Genomic DNA, 15,364 nt, shown 5'->3' with positions numbered 1-15,364 from the left:
GCCCCGCCCCCCGGACCGGCCGTCACCGTGCCCGGTGTCGCGCGCGTCACGGCGGGCGGCGCCGTACGCGTCGCCGTACGCGCCGTCACCGGCGTCACCGGCGTCACCGCGGCCGTTGGCCAGGGCGAGGGCGTCGGCCAGTTCGTCACCGCTCATCCGGCGTCCGTTCCCTCTCCGCCGCGGGGCTCCCCGCTCCCGCCGGCCCGCTCCCTTCCCTCCGCCTCCGCGGCCCAGCGCCGGGCCAGTTCGGCGGCCTTGCGCGCGGCCCCGGCCACGTCCTCGGGGCCCCCGCCCGCACGCGCCGCCGCGTACCCGACGAGGAAGGTCGTCAGCGGGGCGGCGGGCCGGGCCACGCCGTGCGCGGCGTCCCGCGCGAGGTCGAGGAGGGCGGCGGTGTCGACGTCGAGGTCGATACCGAGTTCGGCCTTGGCCGCGGTCATCCATTCGTTCAGCACACGTCCATGCTCCCTGATCCGCGAGCGGGCCGAGGAGAGTTCCTCCCAGGTGTCGCAGTCGCGGGCCTCCTCGGGGCGTGCGGGGACGACACGGCGCAGCGCGAGTTCGTCGGTGAGCAGCCGCAGGGGAAGGTTCGCCGGATGTCCGTACTCGGCGGCGAGCAGGGCCAGCTCGCGGCGGAGGGACTCGGCGCGGTAGGCGCCCAGGAGGGGCTGGGCGCGCCCGTCGTCCACGATCGCCCCGTCGGGGCCGGTGGGCCCGTCGGGGTCTTCGGGGCCGGGCCCCGCGCCGTGTGCGGCGCACAGGGCGTCCAGCAGCACCCGCACGGTGGCGGAGGTCAGGAACGGCAGATCGGCGGAGAGCACCAGCACCGTCTCGCTCCCGGTACGCCGCAGTCCGGCGTCGAGGGCCGCCAGCGGCCCTCCCCCGGGCGGCTCCTCGCGCGTCCAGTCCACCGGCCGGGCTGTCGGCCTGCGCGGGCCGACGACCACCGTCCGCGCCGCGTCCGCGCAGGCGTCCAGCACCCGGTCGAGCAGCGTCCGGCCCCCGACCGTGAGGGCGGGCTTGTCCGTCCCGCCGAGTCGGCGTGCGGCGCCGCCGGCGATGACGACGGCCTCGTACACATGCGTCATACCCCGAGTGTGACCCCCTCTGCCCGGGCCCGGGCCGGGGGGCGTCACAGGGTGCGCAGCAGTACCGCCGGGTGTTCGACGCAGTCCGCCACGTACCGCAGGAAGCCGCCCGCCGTACCGCCGTCGCACACCCGGTGGTCGAAGGTGCAGGACAGCTGCACGACCTGACGCACCGCCAGCTCGCCCTCGTGGACCCACGGTCTGGGGATGACGCGGCCCACTCCGAGCATCGCCGCCTCGGGGTGGTTGATGATCGGAGTCGAGCCGTCCACTCCGAACACCCCGTAGTTGTTGAGGGTGAAGGTGCCGCCGGTCAGCTCGGCGGGCGTCAGCCTCCCCGCACGGGCGGACTCGGTCAGCCGGGCGATCTCCTCGGACAGCTCGGCCGCGTTGCGGTCGTGGGCGTCGCGTACGACGGGGACCACGAGTCCGCGGTCGGTCTGCGCGGCGAAGCCCAGGTGGATCCCGGGCAGCCGGACGATCTCGCGCGCGGCCGTGTCCACCGTCGCGTTCAGCTCGGGAAAGCGGGCGAGGGCGGCCGTGCAGATCCGGGCGAGGACCGCCATCAGGGAGATCTTCGGCCCCGCGGCGTTCATCGCCCGCCGGGCGGCGAGCAGTTCGGTGGCGTCGGCGTCCACCCAGCACGTGGCGTCGGGGATCTCGCGCCGGGAGGTGGAGAGCTTGTCGGCGACCGTACCGCGCAGCCCGCGCAGCGGGATCCGCTCGCCGTGCGCGATGGCGTCGGCGGACACGGGCGCGGGCAGGGGTGCGGGCGCCGGCGCGGCGGCTCCGTCGGCGGAGGCGGGCACGGTCCGGGCCGCCGCCACCGCGCACTCGACGTCGGCGCGCAGGATCAGCCCCTGCGGGCCGGAGCCGGCGATCCGCCGCAGGTCGATCCCGTGCTCCCGCGCGAGCCGGCGGACCAGCGGTGAGATCACCGGGACGGGCCCCTCGGCGGAGGGCGTCTCCACAGGCGCGGCGGACCGGCCGGACGCCGTGGGCGCGGATGGCTCCGGGGCCGGCGCGACGGGCACGGCGGCTGGATGCGGCGCGGGCACGCCGTTCGCCGGGCGGACCCGGCGGCGGCGGGCGGTGGGTCCGCCGGTGCCGTATCCCACCAGGACGTTCCCGGACTTCTCCGAGGTGCCGGCCGGATCCCCCCCCCCCCCCCCCCCCCCCCCCCCCCCCCCCTCCGCCGGTGCGGCCGGAGCGCCCGCCGTACCGGCGGACGCTCCGACGGCCACCGCCACCAGCGGTGCGCCGACGGGGACCTCGGCGCCCTCCTCCCCGAACCGGGCGGTGACCACACCGCCGTACGGGCACGGCACCTCGACCATCGCCTTGGCCGTCTCGACCTCCACCACCGGCTGGTCGACGGCGACGACGTCGCCGACGGACACCAGCCAGCGGACGATCTCGGCCTCCGTCAGCCCCTCGCCCAGATCGGGCAGGGCGAACTCGCGGACCTCGGCCATCAGCGGCCACCCCCGGTCATCCCCGCCACGCCGAACGCCTCGGGCCGCTCGGTCCAGTCCGACTCCCACTGGAGCCGGGCGACGGCGTCCAGGACCCGGTCCACTCCGGGCAGGTGGTGACGCTCCAGCATCGGCGGCGGGTAGGGGATGTCGAATCCGGCCACCCGCAGCACCGGCGCCTCCAGGTGGTGGAAGCAGCGCTCGGTGATCCGGGCCGCGATCTCGCCGCCGGGACCGCCGAAACCGGACGACTCGTGGACGACCACGGCCCGCCCGGTGCGCCGCACCGACGCGCAGACCGTCTCGTCGTCGAAGGGGACCAGGGAGCGCAGATCGACGACCTCCAGTTCCCGACCCTCCTCGCGAGCGGCCTCGGCCGCCTCCAGGCAGACGGGCACCGACGGGCCGTAGGTGACCAGTGTGGCGGACGTCCCCGTGCGGCGGACCAGGGCGCGGCCGATGGGCTCGACTGCCTCCGGCTCCCGCGGCGACCAGGCGGCCTTCGACCAGTACAGCCGCTTGGGCTCCAGGAAGACCACCGGATCGTCGGAGGCGATGGCGGCCCGCAGCAGCCCGTAGGCGTCGGCCACCGTCGCCGGGGTCACCACGTGCAGGCCGGGGGTGGCCATGTAGTACGCCTCGGAGGAGTCGCTGTGGTGCTCCACACCGCCGATCCCGCCGCCGTAGGGCACCCGGACCGTGATGGGCAGCGGCATCGCGCCGCGCGTGCGGTTGCGCATCTTGGCGACATGGCTGAGGAGTTGTTCGAAGGCCGGGTAGGCGAAGGCGTCGAACTGCATCTCCACCACCGGCCGCAGCCCGTACATGGCCATGCCGACGGCCGACCCCAGGATGCCGGCCTCGGCCAGCGGGGTGTCGGTGCAGCGGTCCTCGCCGAACTCGGCGGTCAGGCCGTCGGTGACGCGGAAGACACCGCCGAGCGTGCCGACGTCCTCGCCGAGCACGTGCACCGACGGGTCCTCGGCCATGGCGTCGCGCATCGCGCGGTTGAGAGCCTGGGCCATGGTGGCGGGCTTGAGGGCGGCTCCGGAACCGGCTTCCGCCCCGCCCCGGGCCTTCCCGTCCGCCCTGCCCGCGCTCTTGCCCGTGGTCACGGTGGTCATCGCCCGCCTCCCGCTGCGTGCCCGGCGGCCCCGTCCTGTCCGTCGTTCTCCGCGTCCAGCTCGGCGCGCAGCTGTGCGGCCTGCTCCCCGAGCTGCGTGGTCTTCTCCGCGTAGACGTGGTCGAAGAGGTCAGCCGGGTCGAGCACCGGATCCTCGTTCATCGCCTCGCGCAGCCGTGCGGCCATCTCCTCGGCCTCCTCGTGCGCCCCGTCGCGTGTCGCGTCGTCGAACAGGCCGCGCTCGGTCAGCTCGCGCTCCAGCAGCGCAACGGGGTCGTGTTCGAGCCATGCCCCGACCTCGTCGTCGTCGCGGTAGCGGGTGGCGTCGTCGGCGTTGGTGTGGGCGTCGACCCGGTAGGTCACGGCCTCCACGAGGGTGGGTCCCTCACCGCGCCGGGCGCGCTCGACGGCCTCGGTCAGGACCCGGTGGACGGCCGCGGCGTCGTTGCCGTCGACCAGCCGGCCGGGGACGCCGTAGCCGACGGCCTTGTGGGCCAGCGAGGGCGCGGCGGTCTGCTTGGCCAGGGGGACGGAGATCGCGAAGCCGTTGTTCTGCACGAGGAAGACCGTCGGGGTGCGCCAGACGGCGGCGAAGTTCAGCGCCTCGTGGAAGTCGCCCTCACTGGTGCCGCCGTCGCCGACCATGGCCAACGCCACCACGTCGTCGCCCTTGAGCCTGGCGGCGTGGGCGAGCCCGACGGCGTGCGGCAGGTGGGTGGCCAGCGGGGTGGACAGCGGGGCGACCCGGTGTTCGTACGGGTCGTAGCCGGTGTGCCAGTCGCCGCGCAGCAGACCCAGCGCATCGGCCGGGTCCATGCCGCGGGCGACGGCGGCGAGGGTGTCGCGGTAGCTGGGGAAGAGCCAGTCCCGCTCCCGGAGCACCAGGGCCGCGGCCACCTCGCACGCCTCCTGCCCGGTGGAGGAGGGGTAGACGGCGAGCCTGCCCTGCCTGGTGAGCGCGGTGGCCTGCCGGTTGTAGCGGCGGCCCCTCACCAGTTGCGCGTAGAGCGTCCTGAGCAGGCCGGGGTCGAGACCGGCCCCGGTGCCCAGCAGCCGGTACGGCTCGGAGTCCGGCAGCAGCGGCACGGGGTCCGTGCGTGGCTGCCAGGCGGGCGGCGGCGCGGGGCGGTATGCGCCTGGCTGCTCCAGGACTGTCATGCGGCACCTCCTGGTGAGGGCATCTGCGGGCGGGGAGCCGCACCGGATCCGGCGAACCCCCTACCGATTGTTCGGTCGCCGGCGCATTTTGGCTACGGGTGGCACCACCCTGTGGACAAACGGTTCCGCACCGCGTGGGATGTCGGCAGGACGTCCATGGAGGGGAGGCGGCAGGCCATGCCGGAAGAACAGATGGTCCCCGAGGCGCCGGAAGACGAGAACCGGCCGCCCGCCAGACCGCTCGATCCCGTCGACCGGTCCATCCTGCGGATGCTGCAACTGGACGGGCGCGCCTCGATACGGTCGGTCGCCGAACGGGTGCACGTGTCACGGGCGAACGCGTACGCCCGGATCAACCGCCTCGTCGAGGACGGGGTGATACGCGGCTTCACGGCCCGGGTGGACCACGAGCGCGCCGGTCAGGGCGCGTCGGCGTACATCACCTTGAAGATCGTTCAGAACTCCTGGCGCGCGGTGCGCGAGAAGCTCCAGGCGCTGCCGGGCGCCGCTCACATCGCGCTGGTCAGCGGCGACTTCGATGTGCTGCTGCTGGTGCACACGGCCGACAACCGGGCGCTGCGGGAGCTGGTGCTCACCCGGATACAGGCGATGCCGGAGGTGCTGAGCACCCGCACCCTGCTGGTCTTCGAGGAGACCGACCTGGAACCCGAGCCGTGAGCGGCGAGCGAGTCGGCCCGCCCCCGCCTCCCGTCCCTCGGCTCCTCCTCCGCTACTGCCTGCGCAGCCCCTCGAAGGCCAGCCGCACCACCGAGTCGGCGACCCGCTCGCGGTCCGCGGCGTCCCCGGGCTGCGGGCGGTACCACTCCACGATGGAATTGATCATCCCGAAGAGCAGCCGTGTGGCCAGCCGGGCGTCGAGGTCCGAGCGGATGTCGCCCTCGGCGGCGGCGGCCTTCAGCAGCCCTGCCACCCGGTGGTCGAACTCCCGGCGGCGCTCCATCGCCCAGCGTTCGGTACGGGTGTTGCCCCGCACCCGCAACAGCAGGGTGACGTAGGGCAGCTCGGCCGTCAGCACCTCGGCGGTGCGGCGGGTGACGTGCTCCAGCCGCTCGATCGCCCGCCCCCGGCCGGCGTCCGGCTCGTCCAGGATGGCGAAGAGGCCGTCGAGCGCGCGGGCTATCGCCCGGCGCAGCAGCTCCTCCTTGCCCCGCACGTGGTGGTAGATGGAGGACTTGGAGATACCCGCCGCGCGGGAGAGGTGCTCCATCGAGGTGCCGTCGTAACCGCGCTCGTTGAACACCTCCACGGCCACCGCGAGAAGCGACTCGGGCGTGTAGGTGTCGCGCCCCGGCGACTTGGCCGGCGACTTGGCCGACGGTTTGGCCGACGGCTCGACTGGCGGCTCGACTGGCGGCTCGACTGGCATGGCCTCGATGTTATCCACAGACGGCCTGCCCCTCTTGCCCCGACCGACCGTTCGGTAGCAGTATCTTCCTGTCCGTCCGCCGCGCACGGCGGCCCGCGTGCCTTCCACGGACCGCCTGGGCGCCGTCTGTACGGCACCGCCCCCGCCCGCCCGCTCGACGAGGAGTTGGTCCCCGATGGCCGCCGCACCCACCCAGGCTCCGCCGCTGACCCCGGAGGGGCTCGCGGAGAAGCACCGCCCGACGCTCCGGCGGGCGGTGGAGGCGATCAGCACCAGGGAGTACTGGTCCCCGTACCCGGAGCACCCCAAGGCGTACGGCGAGGAGCACGGCACGCTCGGCCCCGCCGGGGGGAAGGCCGCGTTCGACGCCCTGCTGGGCCGCCGCTTCGAGCTGGACCAGCCCGGCACCGACGGCTGGGTGGGCGGTGAGGTGTCGCCGTACGGCGTCGAGCTGGGCGTGGAGTACCCGCACGCCGGCATCGAGGCACTGCTGCCCGCGATGCGCGCCGCGCTCCCCGCCTGGCGGGACGCGGGGCCGGAGACGAGGGCGCTGGTGTGCCTGGAGATCCTGGCCCGGATCAACGCGCGCACCCACGAGTTCGCCCACGCGGTGATGCACACCAGCGGACAGGCGTACCTGATGGCGATGCAGGCCGGCGGGCCTCACGCCCAGGACCGCGGCCTGGAGGCGGTGGCGTACGCCTACGCCGAGCAGACCCGCACCCCGGCCTCGGCCCGGTGGTCCAAGCCGCAGGGCAGGCGGGATCCGCTGGAGCTGGCCAAGGATTTCACGCCGGTGCCGCGCGGCGTCTCACTGATGATCGGCTGTAACACCTTCCCCACCTGGAACGGCTACCCGGGCCTGTTCGCCTCCCTGGCCACGGGCAATCCGGTGCTGGTCAAGCCGCATCCGCGCGCGGTCCTGCCGCTGGCGCTGACAGTGCGGGCCGCCCGCGAGGTCCTCGCCGAGGCCGGCTTCGACCCGAACGCGGTGGCGCTGGCCGCCGAGCGGGACGGCGAGGGCATCGCCAAGGAGCTGGCCCTGCGCCCCGAGGTCCGGATCATCGACTACACGGGGTCGGCCGCCTTCGGTGACTGGCTGGAGGCCAACGCACGCCAGGCCCAGGTCTACACCGAGAAGGCCGGTGTCAACACGATCGTCGTGGACTCCACCGACGACTACCGGGGCATGCTGGGCAATCTGGCCTTCTCCCTGTCCCTCTACAGCGGCCAGATGTGCACCACCCCGCAGAATCTGCTGATCCCGCGCGGCGGCATCGAAACGGACGCGGGCCACAAGTCCTACGAGGAGTTCACCGCCGACCTGGCGGGCGCGGTGGACAAGCTGCTGGGTGACGACCAGCGAGCGGTGGCGCTGCTGGGCGCGATCGTCAACCCCGGGGTCCGCGAGCGACTGGAGGGGGCTCCGGAACTGGGCGAGACCATCCTGGCCTCGCGCTCGGTGGAGCACCCGGAGTTCCCCGGGGCCACGGTCCGCACCCCGGCGATCGTCGGGCTGGACGGGGCGAAGCCCGAGTCGGAGGGGGTCTGCATGTCGGAGTGCTTCGGGCCGGTCTCCTTCGCCGTCGCCGTGGACTCCACGGCCGGGGCGGTCGAGCTGCTGCGCCGCACCGTCCGGGAGAAGGGCGCGATGACGGTCGGTGCCTACACCACCTCGCCCGAGGTGGAGCGCCTGGTGGAGGAGGCATGCCTGGAGGAGTGCGCCCAGCTCTCGCTGAACCTCACCGGCGGGGTGTACGTGAACCAGACCGCGGCGTTCTCCGACTTCCACGGCTCCGGCGGCAACCCGGCGGCCAACGCCGCGCTGTGCGACGGGGCGTTCGTGGCGAGCCGCTTCCGCGTGGTGGAGGTCCGCCGGCAGGCCTGACGCCCTCCGCTCCGGGGTCCGGGGCCCTTCGCCCCGGGGGTCCGCCGCGCGGTGAACTCCCGGGGCGAAGGGCTCCCGGGCCGGAAGAGCTCCCGGGAAGGGGCCCGGCGGACCGTTCTCAGCCTACGTCGGCGTGCGCACGGATCCAGGCGTGCATGGCGATGGCCGCCGCGGCGCCCGCGTTGATGGACCGGGTCGAGCCGAACTGGGCGATGGAACAGACGCGTTCGGCGTGCCTCCACGCGTCCTCCGTCAGCCCCGGGCCCTCCTGGCCGAAGAGCAGCACACAGCGGCGGGGCAGCTCGGTGGTCTCCAGCGGGACGGCGCCGGGGAGGTTGTCGATGCCGATGACCGGCAGCCCCTCGGTCCGTGCCCAGTCGGTCAGCGCGGCCATGTCCGGGTGGTGGGTGATGTGCTGGTACCGGTCGGTGACCATCGCACCGCGCCGGTTCCACCGGCGTTTTCCGATGATGTGGACTCCCCTGGCCAGGAAGGCGTTGGCAGTGCGTACGACACTGCCGATGTTGAAGTCGTGGTTCCAGTTCTCCACCGCGACATGGAAGTCGTGCCGCCGGGTGTCGAGATCGGCGACGATCGCCTCCCGGGTCCAGTAGCGGTAGCGGTCCACGACGTTGCGCCGGTCGCCGCCGGCCAGCAGCTCCGGATCGTAGTGCTCACCGGCCGGCCACGGCTCGGGGTGGGGGCCGACGCCCACCTCCGTGCCGTGGCCCTCGTCGTACTGCACGGGCTCGTCCCGCACCGGTCGGTTCTCCGTCTCGCCCTCGCTCACCCCACGAGGGTACGTGTGGGGCCGCCGGTCCCGGACGGTTCCGCTTCCTCCTCCGGCTCGCGCGGGCGGCCCCGGCGCAGCCGCCCGGCCGCCCGGGACGCCCCGGCCCCGATCCAGACCAGGAAGACCGTCGGCAGGAACACGGCGTCGGCCGCGATCATGGCGAGTGAGAAGAAGGGCAGGCCGAGGATGACCGCGATGGAGGCGTGCTCCAGCATCATCACGGCGAGCAGCACGTTCTTCACCCGGCGGTTGAAGAGGGTGAAGGGGAAGGCGACCTGGGCGATCACCGTGCCGTAGGTGAGCAGCATGACCATCAGGCCGCTGCTGCCCAGTACCTCGGCGAGGGCCGGCCAGGGGGAGAAGTAGTCCAGATGCAGGGGGTAGTAGACGGCGGTGCCGTCCTGCCAGCGGGAGCCCTGGATCTTGTACCAGCCGGCGGTCGCGTAGATCAGGCAGACCTCGGCCATGATGATCAGCAGTACGGCGTTGTGGACGATGTTGCCCAGGACGTCCATCAGCCGGCGGAGGTCCTCCCGCCCGGCCCGTCCGTCAGCGGGGCGGGTGACGTACCACCACAGCCCGTGAACCAGCCACAGGCCCCACAGGAAGGTGGCCCAGCCCACGTAGAGCACCGGGCCGTCGTCGCCGAACCAGCTCAGCCGGCCGCCCGCGGTGGCCACCAGCAGGACGGCGCCGAGCAGCGACCACAGCGCGACGCCGACCAGATCGGTGCCCGCCGCGCGCCCGCCCCCGGCACCGCGGCGGCGGGCGCGGCGGGCGTCGAGCGACCAGACCCGGCCGCAGCGGGTGAGCACCAGGTACATCGCCATCAGGTGGATGACGTTGTCGCCGCCGTCGCCCATGAAGACGCTGCGGTTCTGCAGGGACAGCACACCGACCATGAACAGCACCGACATGGTCCTGGTCCGCCATCCGACCAGCAGCGCGGCGGAGGAGAGGACGGCGAGGGCGTAGACGGCCTCGAACCAGACGCCGCTGTCGGACCACAGAAGCACCGTGAAGGCGTGGTTGCCCGCCACCAACCGCTCGCCCAGCTCCCAGCTCCACGGGCCGTCCGGGCCGTACAGCTCGCGCCGGCGGGGCCACTCGAAGAGCAGGAAGACCAGCCAGGTGAAGGAGAAACCGATCCGGACGACCGCGCTCTGGTACGGGCCCAGTGCCCGGTCGCTGATCCGGACGATGCCGCCCACGATCGCCTCGTCGGCCTTCGCCGACAGGCGCACCGGCCACGGCCGGTGCGGTACCGCGGGCGACTCGGCGGGCGGGCGCTCCCCGGTACCGGAGGGGCGCTCCCGCGACCGTCGGGCGCCGGGGACGGCCGGAGCGGGGACGGAGGGGCCGTTCTCGGGCTGTGTCACTGGTCCTCCGGGATGTCCGTGCGGTCGACCGGCCACCAGGGCAACACCCGGTACGTGGTCTCGGTGCCCGCGCTCTCACCGCTCCACGGCGGCGGCGCGACCGGCGTGGTCGCCGACCGCACCTGCACGCGCCGGATCTCGCCGCCGTTCAGCTCGGGTCCGAACCGTGACATCACGATCCGCCTCAGATACTCCTCGGAGAGGTCTCCGCGCAGCCCGGTGGACCGGTTCTCCTCATCGTGCGAGCCGGTGAAGAAGTCCCAGGCCCGGCGGAGCCCGTTCTGGTCGGTGTGGCTGGGGAAGGGATTGCCCCGGATCTCGTCGATGTCCATCGCCGTCAGGTCCACCCAGCCGGTCCGCTCGCGTCCGCCGTCCGGCCGCACCACCTCCGCGCGGGCGTGGACGGCGACGTTCTGCTGGAGCGGATTGGGGGCGAACAGCTTCCAGTTCTGCTCGAACTCGGGGTTGATGTAGTCCGAGATCGTCGAACCGTACTGCTTGCTGAGGGTGTTGTCCGGCGCGACGTGCAGAAAGACCATCGCCAGGTGCACACCGGTGAGCACGGTGACGACGCCCAGCGCCACCGCCACGGCGATCCGCGCCGTGGGCGGGAGGGACATCACGCCCGGGGTCCGGCCGGAAGGCTCCCCGGAGGGTGCCCCGTCCACCGCCGGGGGCGACGACGCCTCCTGACGCTGCTGTGCCTGTGGATCCATGCCCTCCCCGATCTCGGGCCCGGCCGGGCCCCGCTCCCGCGACCCGCGACACCGGCCGCGTTCCTCCGCGGCCGCCCCGGTCCGCGGCGGTCTTACGAGGTTATCCACAGCCTTGACACCTTGGGGACCGGACGACCACCATTGAACCGAACGATCGGTCGGTTGGTTCCTCGCCAGGAGCAAGGGAGCTCTGCATGACGACGCTGCTGCCGGAGACGGACCGGGGCGGAGGTCCCGGGGCGCACGAGGAGGCGTTCGACGCGGCGATCGCGGCGGACGAGCGGATCGAGCCGCGCGACTGGATGCCCGACGCCTACCGCGCCACGCTGGTGCGCCAGATCGCCCAGCACGCCCACTCCGAGATCATCGGCATGCAGCCGGAGGCCAACTGGATCACACGGGCGCCCTCGCTGCGCCGCAAGGCGATCCTGATGGCGAAGGTGCAGGACGAGGCGGGGCACGGGCTGTACCTCTACAGCGCCGCCGAGACACTCGGCGCCAGTCGTGAGGAGCTGCTGGACAAACTGCACTCCGGGCGCCAGAAGTACTCCTCGATCTTCAACTACCCCACGCTGACCTGGGCCGACGTCGGCGCGATCGGCTGGCTGGTGGACGGCGCGGCCATCACCAACCAGGTGCCGCTGTGCCGCTGCTCCTACGGACCGTACGCCCGGGCCATGGTCCGCGTCTGCAAGGAGGAGTCCTTCCACCAGCGTCAGGGGTACGAGCTGCTGCTGGCGCTGAGCCGGGGCACCGAGGCCCAGCACGCCATGGCGCAGGACGCCGTGGACCGCTGGTGGTGGCCGTCGCTGATGATGTTCGGTCCGCCCGACGACGCATCGAAGCACTCCGCCCGGTCGATGGCCTGGAAGATCAAACGGCACTCCAACGACGAGCTGCGCCGGCGCTTCGTGGACATCTGCGTCCCCCAGGCCGAGTCCCTCGGCCTGACCCTGCCCGACCCCGAACTGCGGTGGAACGAGGAGCGCGGGCACTACGACTTCGGGCCGATCGACTGGTCCGAGTTCCACGAGGTGCTGCGCGGCAACGGCCCCTGTAACAAGCAGCGGCTGGACCGGCGCCGCCGCGCCCACGAGGAGGGTGCCTGGGTGCGCGAGGCCGCCGCGGCATACGCCCGCAAGCACAGCGAGCGGGACGGCGACGGAAGGACGGCGGCATGACCACCAGCGAATGGCCCCTGTGGGAGGTCTTCGTCCGCAGCAGGCGCGGCCTGTCCCACACCCACGCCGGGAGCCTGCACGCCCCCGACGCCGAGATGGCCCTGCGCAACGCGCGGGACCTGTACACCCGGCGGTCGGAGGGTGTCTCGATCTGGGTGGTGCCGTCGTCAGCGGTCACCGCTTCCTCGCCCGACGAGAAGGACCCGTTCTTCGAGCCCGCAGCCGACAAGCCCTACCGCCACCCCACCTTCTACGAGGTTCCGGAAGGGGTGCGGCACCTGTGAGCGCTCCCCGTACGGCCCTGCTGGCCCTCGGCGACGACGCACTGGTCCTCTCCCACCGGCTGGGGGAGTGGGCCGGGAACGCCCCCGTCCTGGAGGAGGAGGTCGCCCTCGCCAACATCGCGCTGGACCTCCTGGGCCAGGCCCGCACTCTGCTGTCGATGGCCGGCGACGAGGACGAGCTGGCGTACCTCCGCGAGGAGCGCGCCTTCACCAACGTGCAGCTCGTCGAGCAGCCGAACGGCGACTTCGCCCACACCATCGCCCGACAGCTGTACTTCTCCGCCTACCAGGAGCTGCTGTACGAGCGGCTGGCCGGCGGCGGTACCGACGATACGGATCTCGCCGCGCTGGCCGCCAAGGCGGTCAAGGAGGTCGCCTACCACCGCGACCACGCCGAGCACTGGACGCTGCGCCTGGGAGACGGCACCGAGGTGAGCCACAAGCGCGTGAAGGACGCGCTGGAAGGGCTGTGGCGCTACACCGGCGAGCTGTTCCGGCCCGTGGAGGGCCTGGACATCGACTGGGCCGGGATGGACGAAGAGTGGGCACGGCGTATCACCGCCGTGCTGGAGCGCGCGTCCCTCGCCGTCCCCGGGGGGTCGCGGAGCAGTCCCTGGGCCGCCGGCGCCGGGCGGCAGGGTGTCCACACCGAGCCCTTCGGCCGGATGCTCGCCGAGATGCAGCACCTGCACCGCAGCCACCCGGGAGCGTCGTGGTGACGCCCCCGGCGGAAGCGACAGAGGCGACGGCGGAGACGGAGGCGACGGCGCTTGAGGCGGAGCTGCGGGGGATCGCCGGCTCCGTGCCGGACCCGGAGTTGCTCGTGGTCTCCCTGGCCGAGCTGGGGGTGCTGCGCGGTCTGCATCTGCTCGCTCCCGGCCGGGTGGAGGTCGAACTGACCCCCACTTACACCGGCTGCCCGGCAATGGAGGCGATGTCCGCCGATGTGGAGCGGGCGCTGCGCGAGCACGGCGTGGCGGAGGTGACGGTCCGCACGGTTCTCTCCCCGCCCTGGACGACGGACGCGATCACCGCCGAGGGCCGCCGTAAGCTGGCCGAGTTCGGGATAGCCCCGCCCCGGCCCGGTACGGGTGGGAGCGCGGGCGCGGGTGCGGATGCCTCCGGGAGCGGCGGGCCCGTCGCGGTGAATCTGGCCATCCGCTGCCCCCACTGCGGTTCGACCGACACCACCCTGCTCAGCCGCTTCTCCTCCACCGCCTGCAAGGCGCTGCGCCGCTGCACCTCCTGCCGGGAGCCGTTCGACCACTTCAAGGAGCTGCTATGAGGTTCCATCCGCTCCGGACACGCGAGGTCGAGCGGCTCACGGACGACTCGGTGACCGTGGCGTTCGAGGTGCCGCCCGAACTGCACGACACCTTCCGCCACGTCCCGGGCCAGCACGTCACGCTGCGGCTCGAACTGGACGGCGCGGAGGTCCGCCGCACCTACTCCGTCTGCTCCCCCGCCGTCCTCGCTCCCGCCGAGCCGGCACTGCGGGTCGGCATCCGGCTGGTGGAGGGCGGCGCGTTCTCCACTCACGCCTTCAAAGAGCTGTCCGCCGGGGACACGGTCGACGTGATGCCCCCGACGGGCCGTTTCACTCTGCGTCCCCGGCCCGGCCGCTTCGCGGCGGTCGTCGGCGGCAGCGGCATCACACCGGTGCTGTCCATCGCCGCCACGCTGCTGGCCGAGGAGCCGAAGGCCCGGTTCTGCCTGATCCGCACCGACCGCACCACGGCTTCGGCGATGTTCCTGGAGGAGGTCGCCGAGCTCAAGGACCGCCACCCGGACCGCTTCCACCTGGTGCACACGCTCTCCCGCGAGGAGCGCCAGGCGGGCCTGCCCACCGGACGGCTCGACGCCGAGCGCCTCGCCGACCTGCTGCCGGCCCTGCTGCCGTTGCCCGACGTGGACGGCTGGTTCCTGTGCGGGCCGCACGGGCTGGTCCGGGAGTCGGAGCGCGCGCTGGCCGCGCTCGGAGTGCCCGCCGCCGCGGTCCACCAGGAGATCTTCCATGTGGACGACGCCTCCCCGGCCGCGGAGAAGCGGACCGCCGCCCGAAGCGCGCCCGGCGGCTCGAAGCTCACCGCCACGCTCGACGGCCGGATGGGCGTCTGGCCGGCCGGTGAGGGCGAGACGCTGCTGGAGACGGTGCTGCGCAACCGCTCCGACGCGCCCTATGCCTGCAAGGGCGGGGTGTGCGGCACCTGCCGCGTGCGGCTGGTGTCCGGTGAGGTGAGCATGGACCGCAACTTCGCCCTGGAGCCGGAGGAGGTCTCGGCGGGGTACGTACTGGCCTGCCAGTCCCGGCCGGTCACCGAAGCGGTCGAGGTGGACTTCGACGCCTGAGAGCTGCGGAGCACTTCAGGCGGTACGGCCCACGGTCATGCGCACAACCGGCTTCCGCACGGCCGGGGGCGCGGCGCGCTCCGACCCCGTCCCGCGCCGGGCCCCCGCGCACAGCTCGCGTCACACGCCGCACGCCACACACCGCGACAGCACGCTCCGTGCCGGGTCCCACGCACGCCTCACGCCACGTGCGCGGGTCCCTGCCCGTCGTTCACCAGCGGCTTCCCGGCCGCCTCCCAGGCCAGCATGCCTCCGTCGACGTTCACCGCGTCGACGCCCTGCCCCAGCAGGTACCGCGTGACCTGCGCCGACCGGCCGCCGACCCGGCAGACCACGTAAACCCGCCGTTCCGCGGCCTCCCCGGTCACCTCCCCGAACCGCTCCACGAACTCGCTCATCGGCACGTGCAGAGCCTCCTCGGCGTGTCCGGCCGCCCACTCGTCGTCCTCCCGGACATCCAGCAGAAGGCCCTCCGGCGGCACCGCCGTGACATCCACCGAAGGAATCCGGCCGTACTGCATCAGGTCACGCCCCTCTCGCAGG

The 15,364-nt window shown here is 73.3% G+C and carries 16 protein-coding genes; 7 read left to right on the top strand and 9 right to left on the bottom strand.

The genetic code is table 11. From position 1 onward, the window contains the following. Positions 1-152 precede the first annotated feature (152 nt). From LJ221_RS03910 to pdhA, 4 genes are all read right to left on the bottom strand, one after another. Positions 153-1,088, bottom strand: a complete 936-nt coding sequence (locus tag LJ221_RS03910; protein ID WP_241713710.1) for an NTP transferase domain-containing protein — start codon at positions 1,086-1,088, stop codon at positions 153-155. Between the two features lie 44 nt (positions 1,089-1,132). Further along, on the bottom strand, positions 1,133-2,563 hold the full coding sequence (locus LJ221_RS03905; protein WP_241713708.1) for a dihydrolipoamide acetyltransferase family protein: 1,431 nt from the start codon (positions 2,561-2,563) through the stop codon (positions 1,133-1,135). After that, positions 2,563-3,588, bottom strand: coding sequence for an alpha-ketoacid dehydrogenase subunit beta (locus LJ221_RS03900; protein ID WP_241713727.1), 1,026 nt, complete (start codon positions 3,586-3,588; stop codon positions 2,563-2,565). Before LJ221_RS03900 ends, LJ221_RS03905 begins: the two co-directional genes overlap by 1 nt. Before the next feature lie 95 nt (positions 3,589-3,683). Continuing rightward, the gene (gene pdhA, locus LJ221_RS03895) at positions 3,684-4,844 is read right to left on the bottom strand and encodes a pyruvate dehydrogenase (acetyl-transferring) E1 component subunit alpha (RefSeq protein ID WP_241713706.1); all 1,161 of its coding nucleotides are present in this window, start codon (positions 4,842-4,844) and stop codon (positions 3,684-3,686) included. A gap of 177 nt (positions 4,845-5,021) precedes the next feature. On the opposite strand from pdhA, the gene LJ221_RS03890 reads away from it, so the two are divergent. Further along, complete coding sequence (locus LJ221_RS03890) at positions 5,022-5,522, top strand: Lrp/AsnC family transcriptional regulator (protein ID WP_241713705.1); 501 nt, start codon at positions 5,022-5,024, stop codon at positions 5,520-5,522. Positions 5,523-5,574: 52 nt separating this feature from the next. Here the strand turns inward: LJ221_RS03890 and LJ221_RS03885 are convergent, their stop codons facing one another. Continuing rightward, complete coding sequence (locus tag LJ221_RS03885; RefSeq protein WP_241713704.1) at positions 5,575-6,231, bottom strand: TetR/AcrR family transcriptional regulator; 657 nt, start codon at positions 6,229-6,231, stop codon at positions 5,575-5,577. Positions 6,232-6,406: 175 nt separating this feature from the next. Here LJ221_RS03885 and paaN point away from each other — a divergent pair, with 175 nt between their 5' ends. After that, positions 6,407-8,119 carry a phenylacetic acid degradation protein PaaN gene (gene paaN / locus LJ221_RS03880; protein WP_241713703.1) on the top strand — a complete coding sequence of 571 codons (1,713 nt, stop codon included), beginning with the start codon at positions 6,407-6,409 and terminating at the stop codon, positions 8,117-8,119. A 118-nt stretch (positions 8,120-8,237) separates the two neighbouring features. On the opposite strand, the gene LJ221_RS03875 is transcribed toward paaN, so the two are convergent. From LJ221_RS03875 to LJ221_RS03865, 3 genes are read right to left on the bottom strand one after another with little or no spacing between them, the layout of a single operon-like run. Beyond that, positions 8,238-8,909, bottom strand: a complete 672-nt coding sequence (locus LJ221_RS03875) for a TrmH family RNA methyltransferase (RefSeq protein WP_241713702.1) — start codon at positions 8,907-8,909, stop codon at positions 8,238-8,240. Then, entirely contained in the window at positions 8,906-10,291 is a 1,386-nt protein-coding gene (locus LJ221_RS03870; RefSeq protein ID WP_374228374.1) for an HTTM domain-containing protein, read from the bottom strand. The genes LJ221_RS03875 and LJ221_RS03870 overlap by 4 nt, the downstream gene beginning before the upstream one ends. Beyond that, positions 10,288-10,911, bottom strand: a complete 624-nt coding sequence (locus LJ221_RS03865) for a DUF5819 family protein (protein WP_374228373.1) — start codon at positions 10,909-10,911, stop codon at positions 10,288-10,290. Before LJ221_RS03865 ends, LJ221_RS03870 begins: the two co-directional genes overlap by 4 nt. Before the next feature lie 290 nt (positions 10,912-11,201). Here LJ221_RS03865 and paaA point away from each other — a divergent pair, with 290 nt between their 5' ends. From paaA to LJ221_RS03840, 5 genes are read left to right on the top strand one after another with little or no spacing between them, the layout of a single operon-like run. Then, on the top strand, positions 11,202-12,188 hold the full coding sequence (gene paaA, locus LJ221_RS03860) for a 1,2-phenylacetyl-CoA epoxidase subunit PaaA (RefSeq protein ID WP_241713701.1): 987 nt from the start codon (positions 11,202-11,204) through the stop codon (positions 12,186-12,188). Then, complete coding sequence (gene paaB / locus LJ221_RS03855; RefSeq protein ID WP_093851005.1) at positions 12,185-12,472, top strand: 1,2-phenylacetyl-CoA epoxidase subunit PaaB; 288 nt, start codon at positions 12,185-12,187, stop codon at positions 12,470-12,472. The genes paaA and paaB overlap by 4 nt, the downstream gene beginning before the upstream one ends. Next, positions 12,469-13,191 (top strand): 1,2-phenylacetyl-CoA epoxidase subunit PaaC, encoded by a 723-nt coding sequence (gene paaC, locus LJ221_RS03850; protein WP_241713700.1) that lies wholly within the window; start codon positions 12,469-12,471, stop codon positions 13,189-13,191. Before paaB ends, paaC begins: the two co-directional genes overlap by 4 nt. Continuing rightward, positions 13,185-13,757, top strand: coding sequence for a 1,2-phenylacetyl-CoA epoxidase subunit PaaD (gene paaD / locus LJ221_RS03845; RefSeq protein WP_374228372.1), 573 nt, complete (start codon positions 13,185-13,187; stop codon positions 13,755-13,757). Before paaC ends, paaD begins: the two co-directional genes overlap by 7 nt. Beyond that, positions 13,754-14,821 carry a 2Fe-2S iron-sulfur cluster-binding protein gene (locus tag LJ221_RS03840; protein ID WP_241713697.1) on the top strand — a complete coding sequence of 356 codons (1,068 nt, stop codon included), beginning with the start codon at positions 13,754-13,756 and terminating at the stop codon, positions 14,819-14,821. The genes paaD and LJ221_RS03840 overlap by 4 nt, the downstream gene beginning before the upstream one ends. A gap of 179 nt (positions 14,822-15,000) precedes the next feature. Here the strand turns inward: LJ221_RS03840 and LJ221_RS03835 are convergent, their stop codons facing one another. Continuing rightward, positions 15,001-15,342 carry a rhodanese-like domain-containing protein gene (locus LJ221_RS03835; RefSeq protein WP_241713696.1) on the bottom strand — a complete coding sequence of 114 codons (342 nt, stop codon included), beginning with the start codon at positions 15,340-15,342 and terminating at the stop codon, positions 15,001-15,003. Positions 15,343-15,364 lie beyond the last annotated feature (22 nt).

The organism is Streptomyces sp. CNQ085 (genome assembly GCF_022614595.1).
Lineage (GTDB): Bacteria > Actinomycetota > Actinomycetes > Streptomycetales > Streptomycetaceae > Streptomyces.
Note: the sequence above shows the minus strand (reverse complement) of the source record. Positions and strands in the feature narration are given on the sequence as shown.

Excerpts from the sequence above, each read along its gene's own strand:
- LJ221_RS03910 (WP_241713710.1), bottom strand. The coding sequence starts at position 1,088 with ATGACGCATGTGTACGAGGCCGTCGTCATCGCCGGCGGCGCCGCACGC.
- LJ221_RS03905 (WP_241713708.1), bottom strand. The coding sequence starts at position 2,563 with ATGGCCGAGGTCCGCGAGTTCGCCCTGCCCGATCTGGGCGAGGGGCTG.
- LJ221_RS03900 (WP_241713727.1), bottom strand. The coding sequence starts at position 3,588 with ATGGCCCAGGCTCTCAACCGCGCGATGCGCGACGCCATGGCCGAGGAC.
- pdhA (WP_241713706.1), bottom strand. The coding sequence starts at position 4,844 with ATGACAGTCCTGGAGCAGCCAGGCGCATACCGCCCCGCGCCGCCGCCC.
- LJ221_RS03890 (WP_241713705.1), top strand. The coding sequence starts at position 5,022 with ATGCCGGAAGAACAGATGGTCCCCGAGGCGCCGGAAGACGAGAACCGG.
- LJ221_RS03885 (WP_241713704.1), bottom strand. The coding sequence starts at position 6,231 with ATGCCAGTCGAGCCGCCAGTCGAGCCGCCAGTCGAGCCGTCGGCCAAA.
- paaN (WP_241713703.1), top strand. The coding sequence starts at position 6,407 with ATGGCCGCCGCACCCACCCAGGCTCCGCCGCTGACCCCGGAGGGGCTC.
- LJ221_RS03865 (WP_374228373.1), bottom strand. The coding sequence starts at position 10,911 with ATGTCCCTCCCGCCCACGGCGCGGATCGCCGTGGCGGTGGCGCTGGGC.
- paaA (WP_241713701.1), top strand. The coding sequence starts at position 11,202 with ATGACGACGCTGCTGCCGGAGACGGACCGGGGCGGAGGTCCCGGGGCG.
- paaB (WP_093851005.1), top strand. The coding sequence starts at position 12,185 with ATGACCACCAGCGAATGGCCCCTGTGGGAGGTCTTCGTCCGCAGCAGG.
- LJ221_RS03840 (WP_241713697.1), top strand. The coding sequence starts at position 13,754 with ATGAGGTTCCATCCGCTCCGGACACGCGAGGTCGAGCGGCTCACGGAC.
- LJ221_RS03835 (WP_241713696.1), bottom strand. The coding sequence starts at position 15,342 with ATGCAGTACGGCCGGATTCCTTCGGTGGATGTCACGGCGGTGCCGCCG.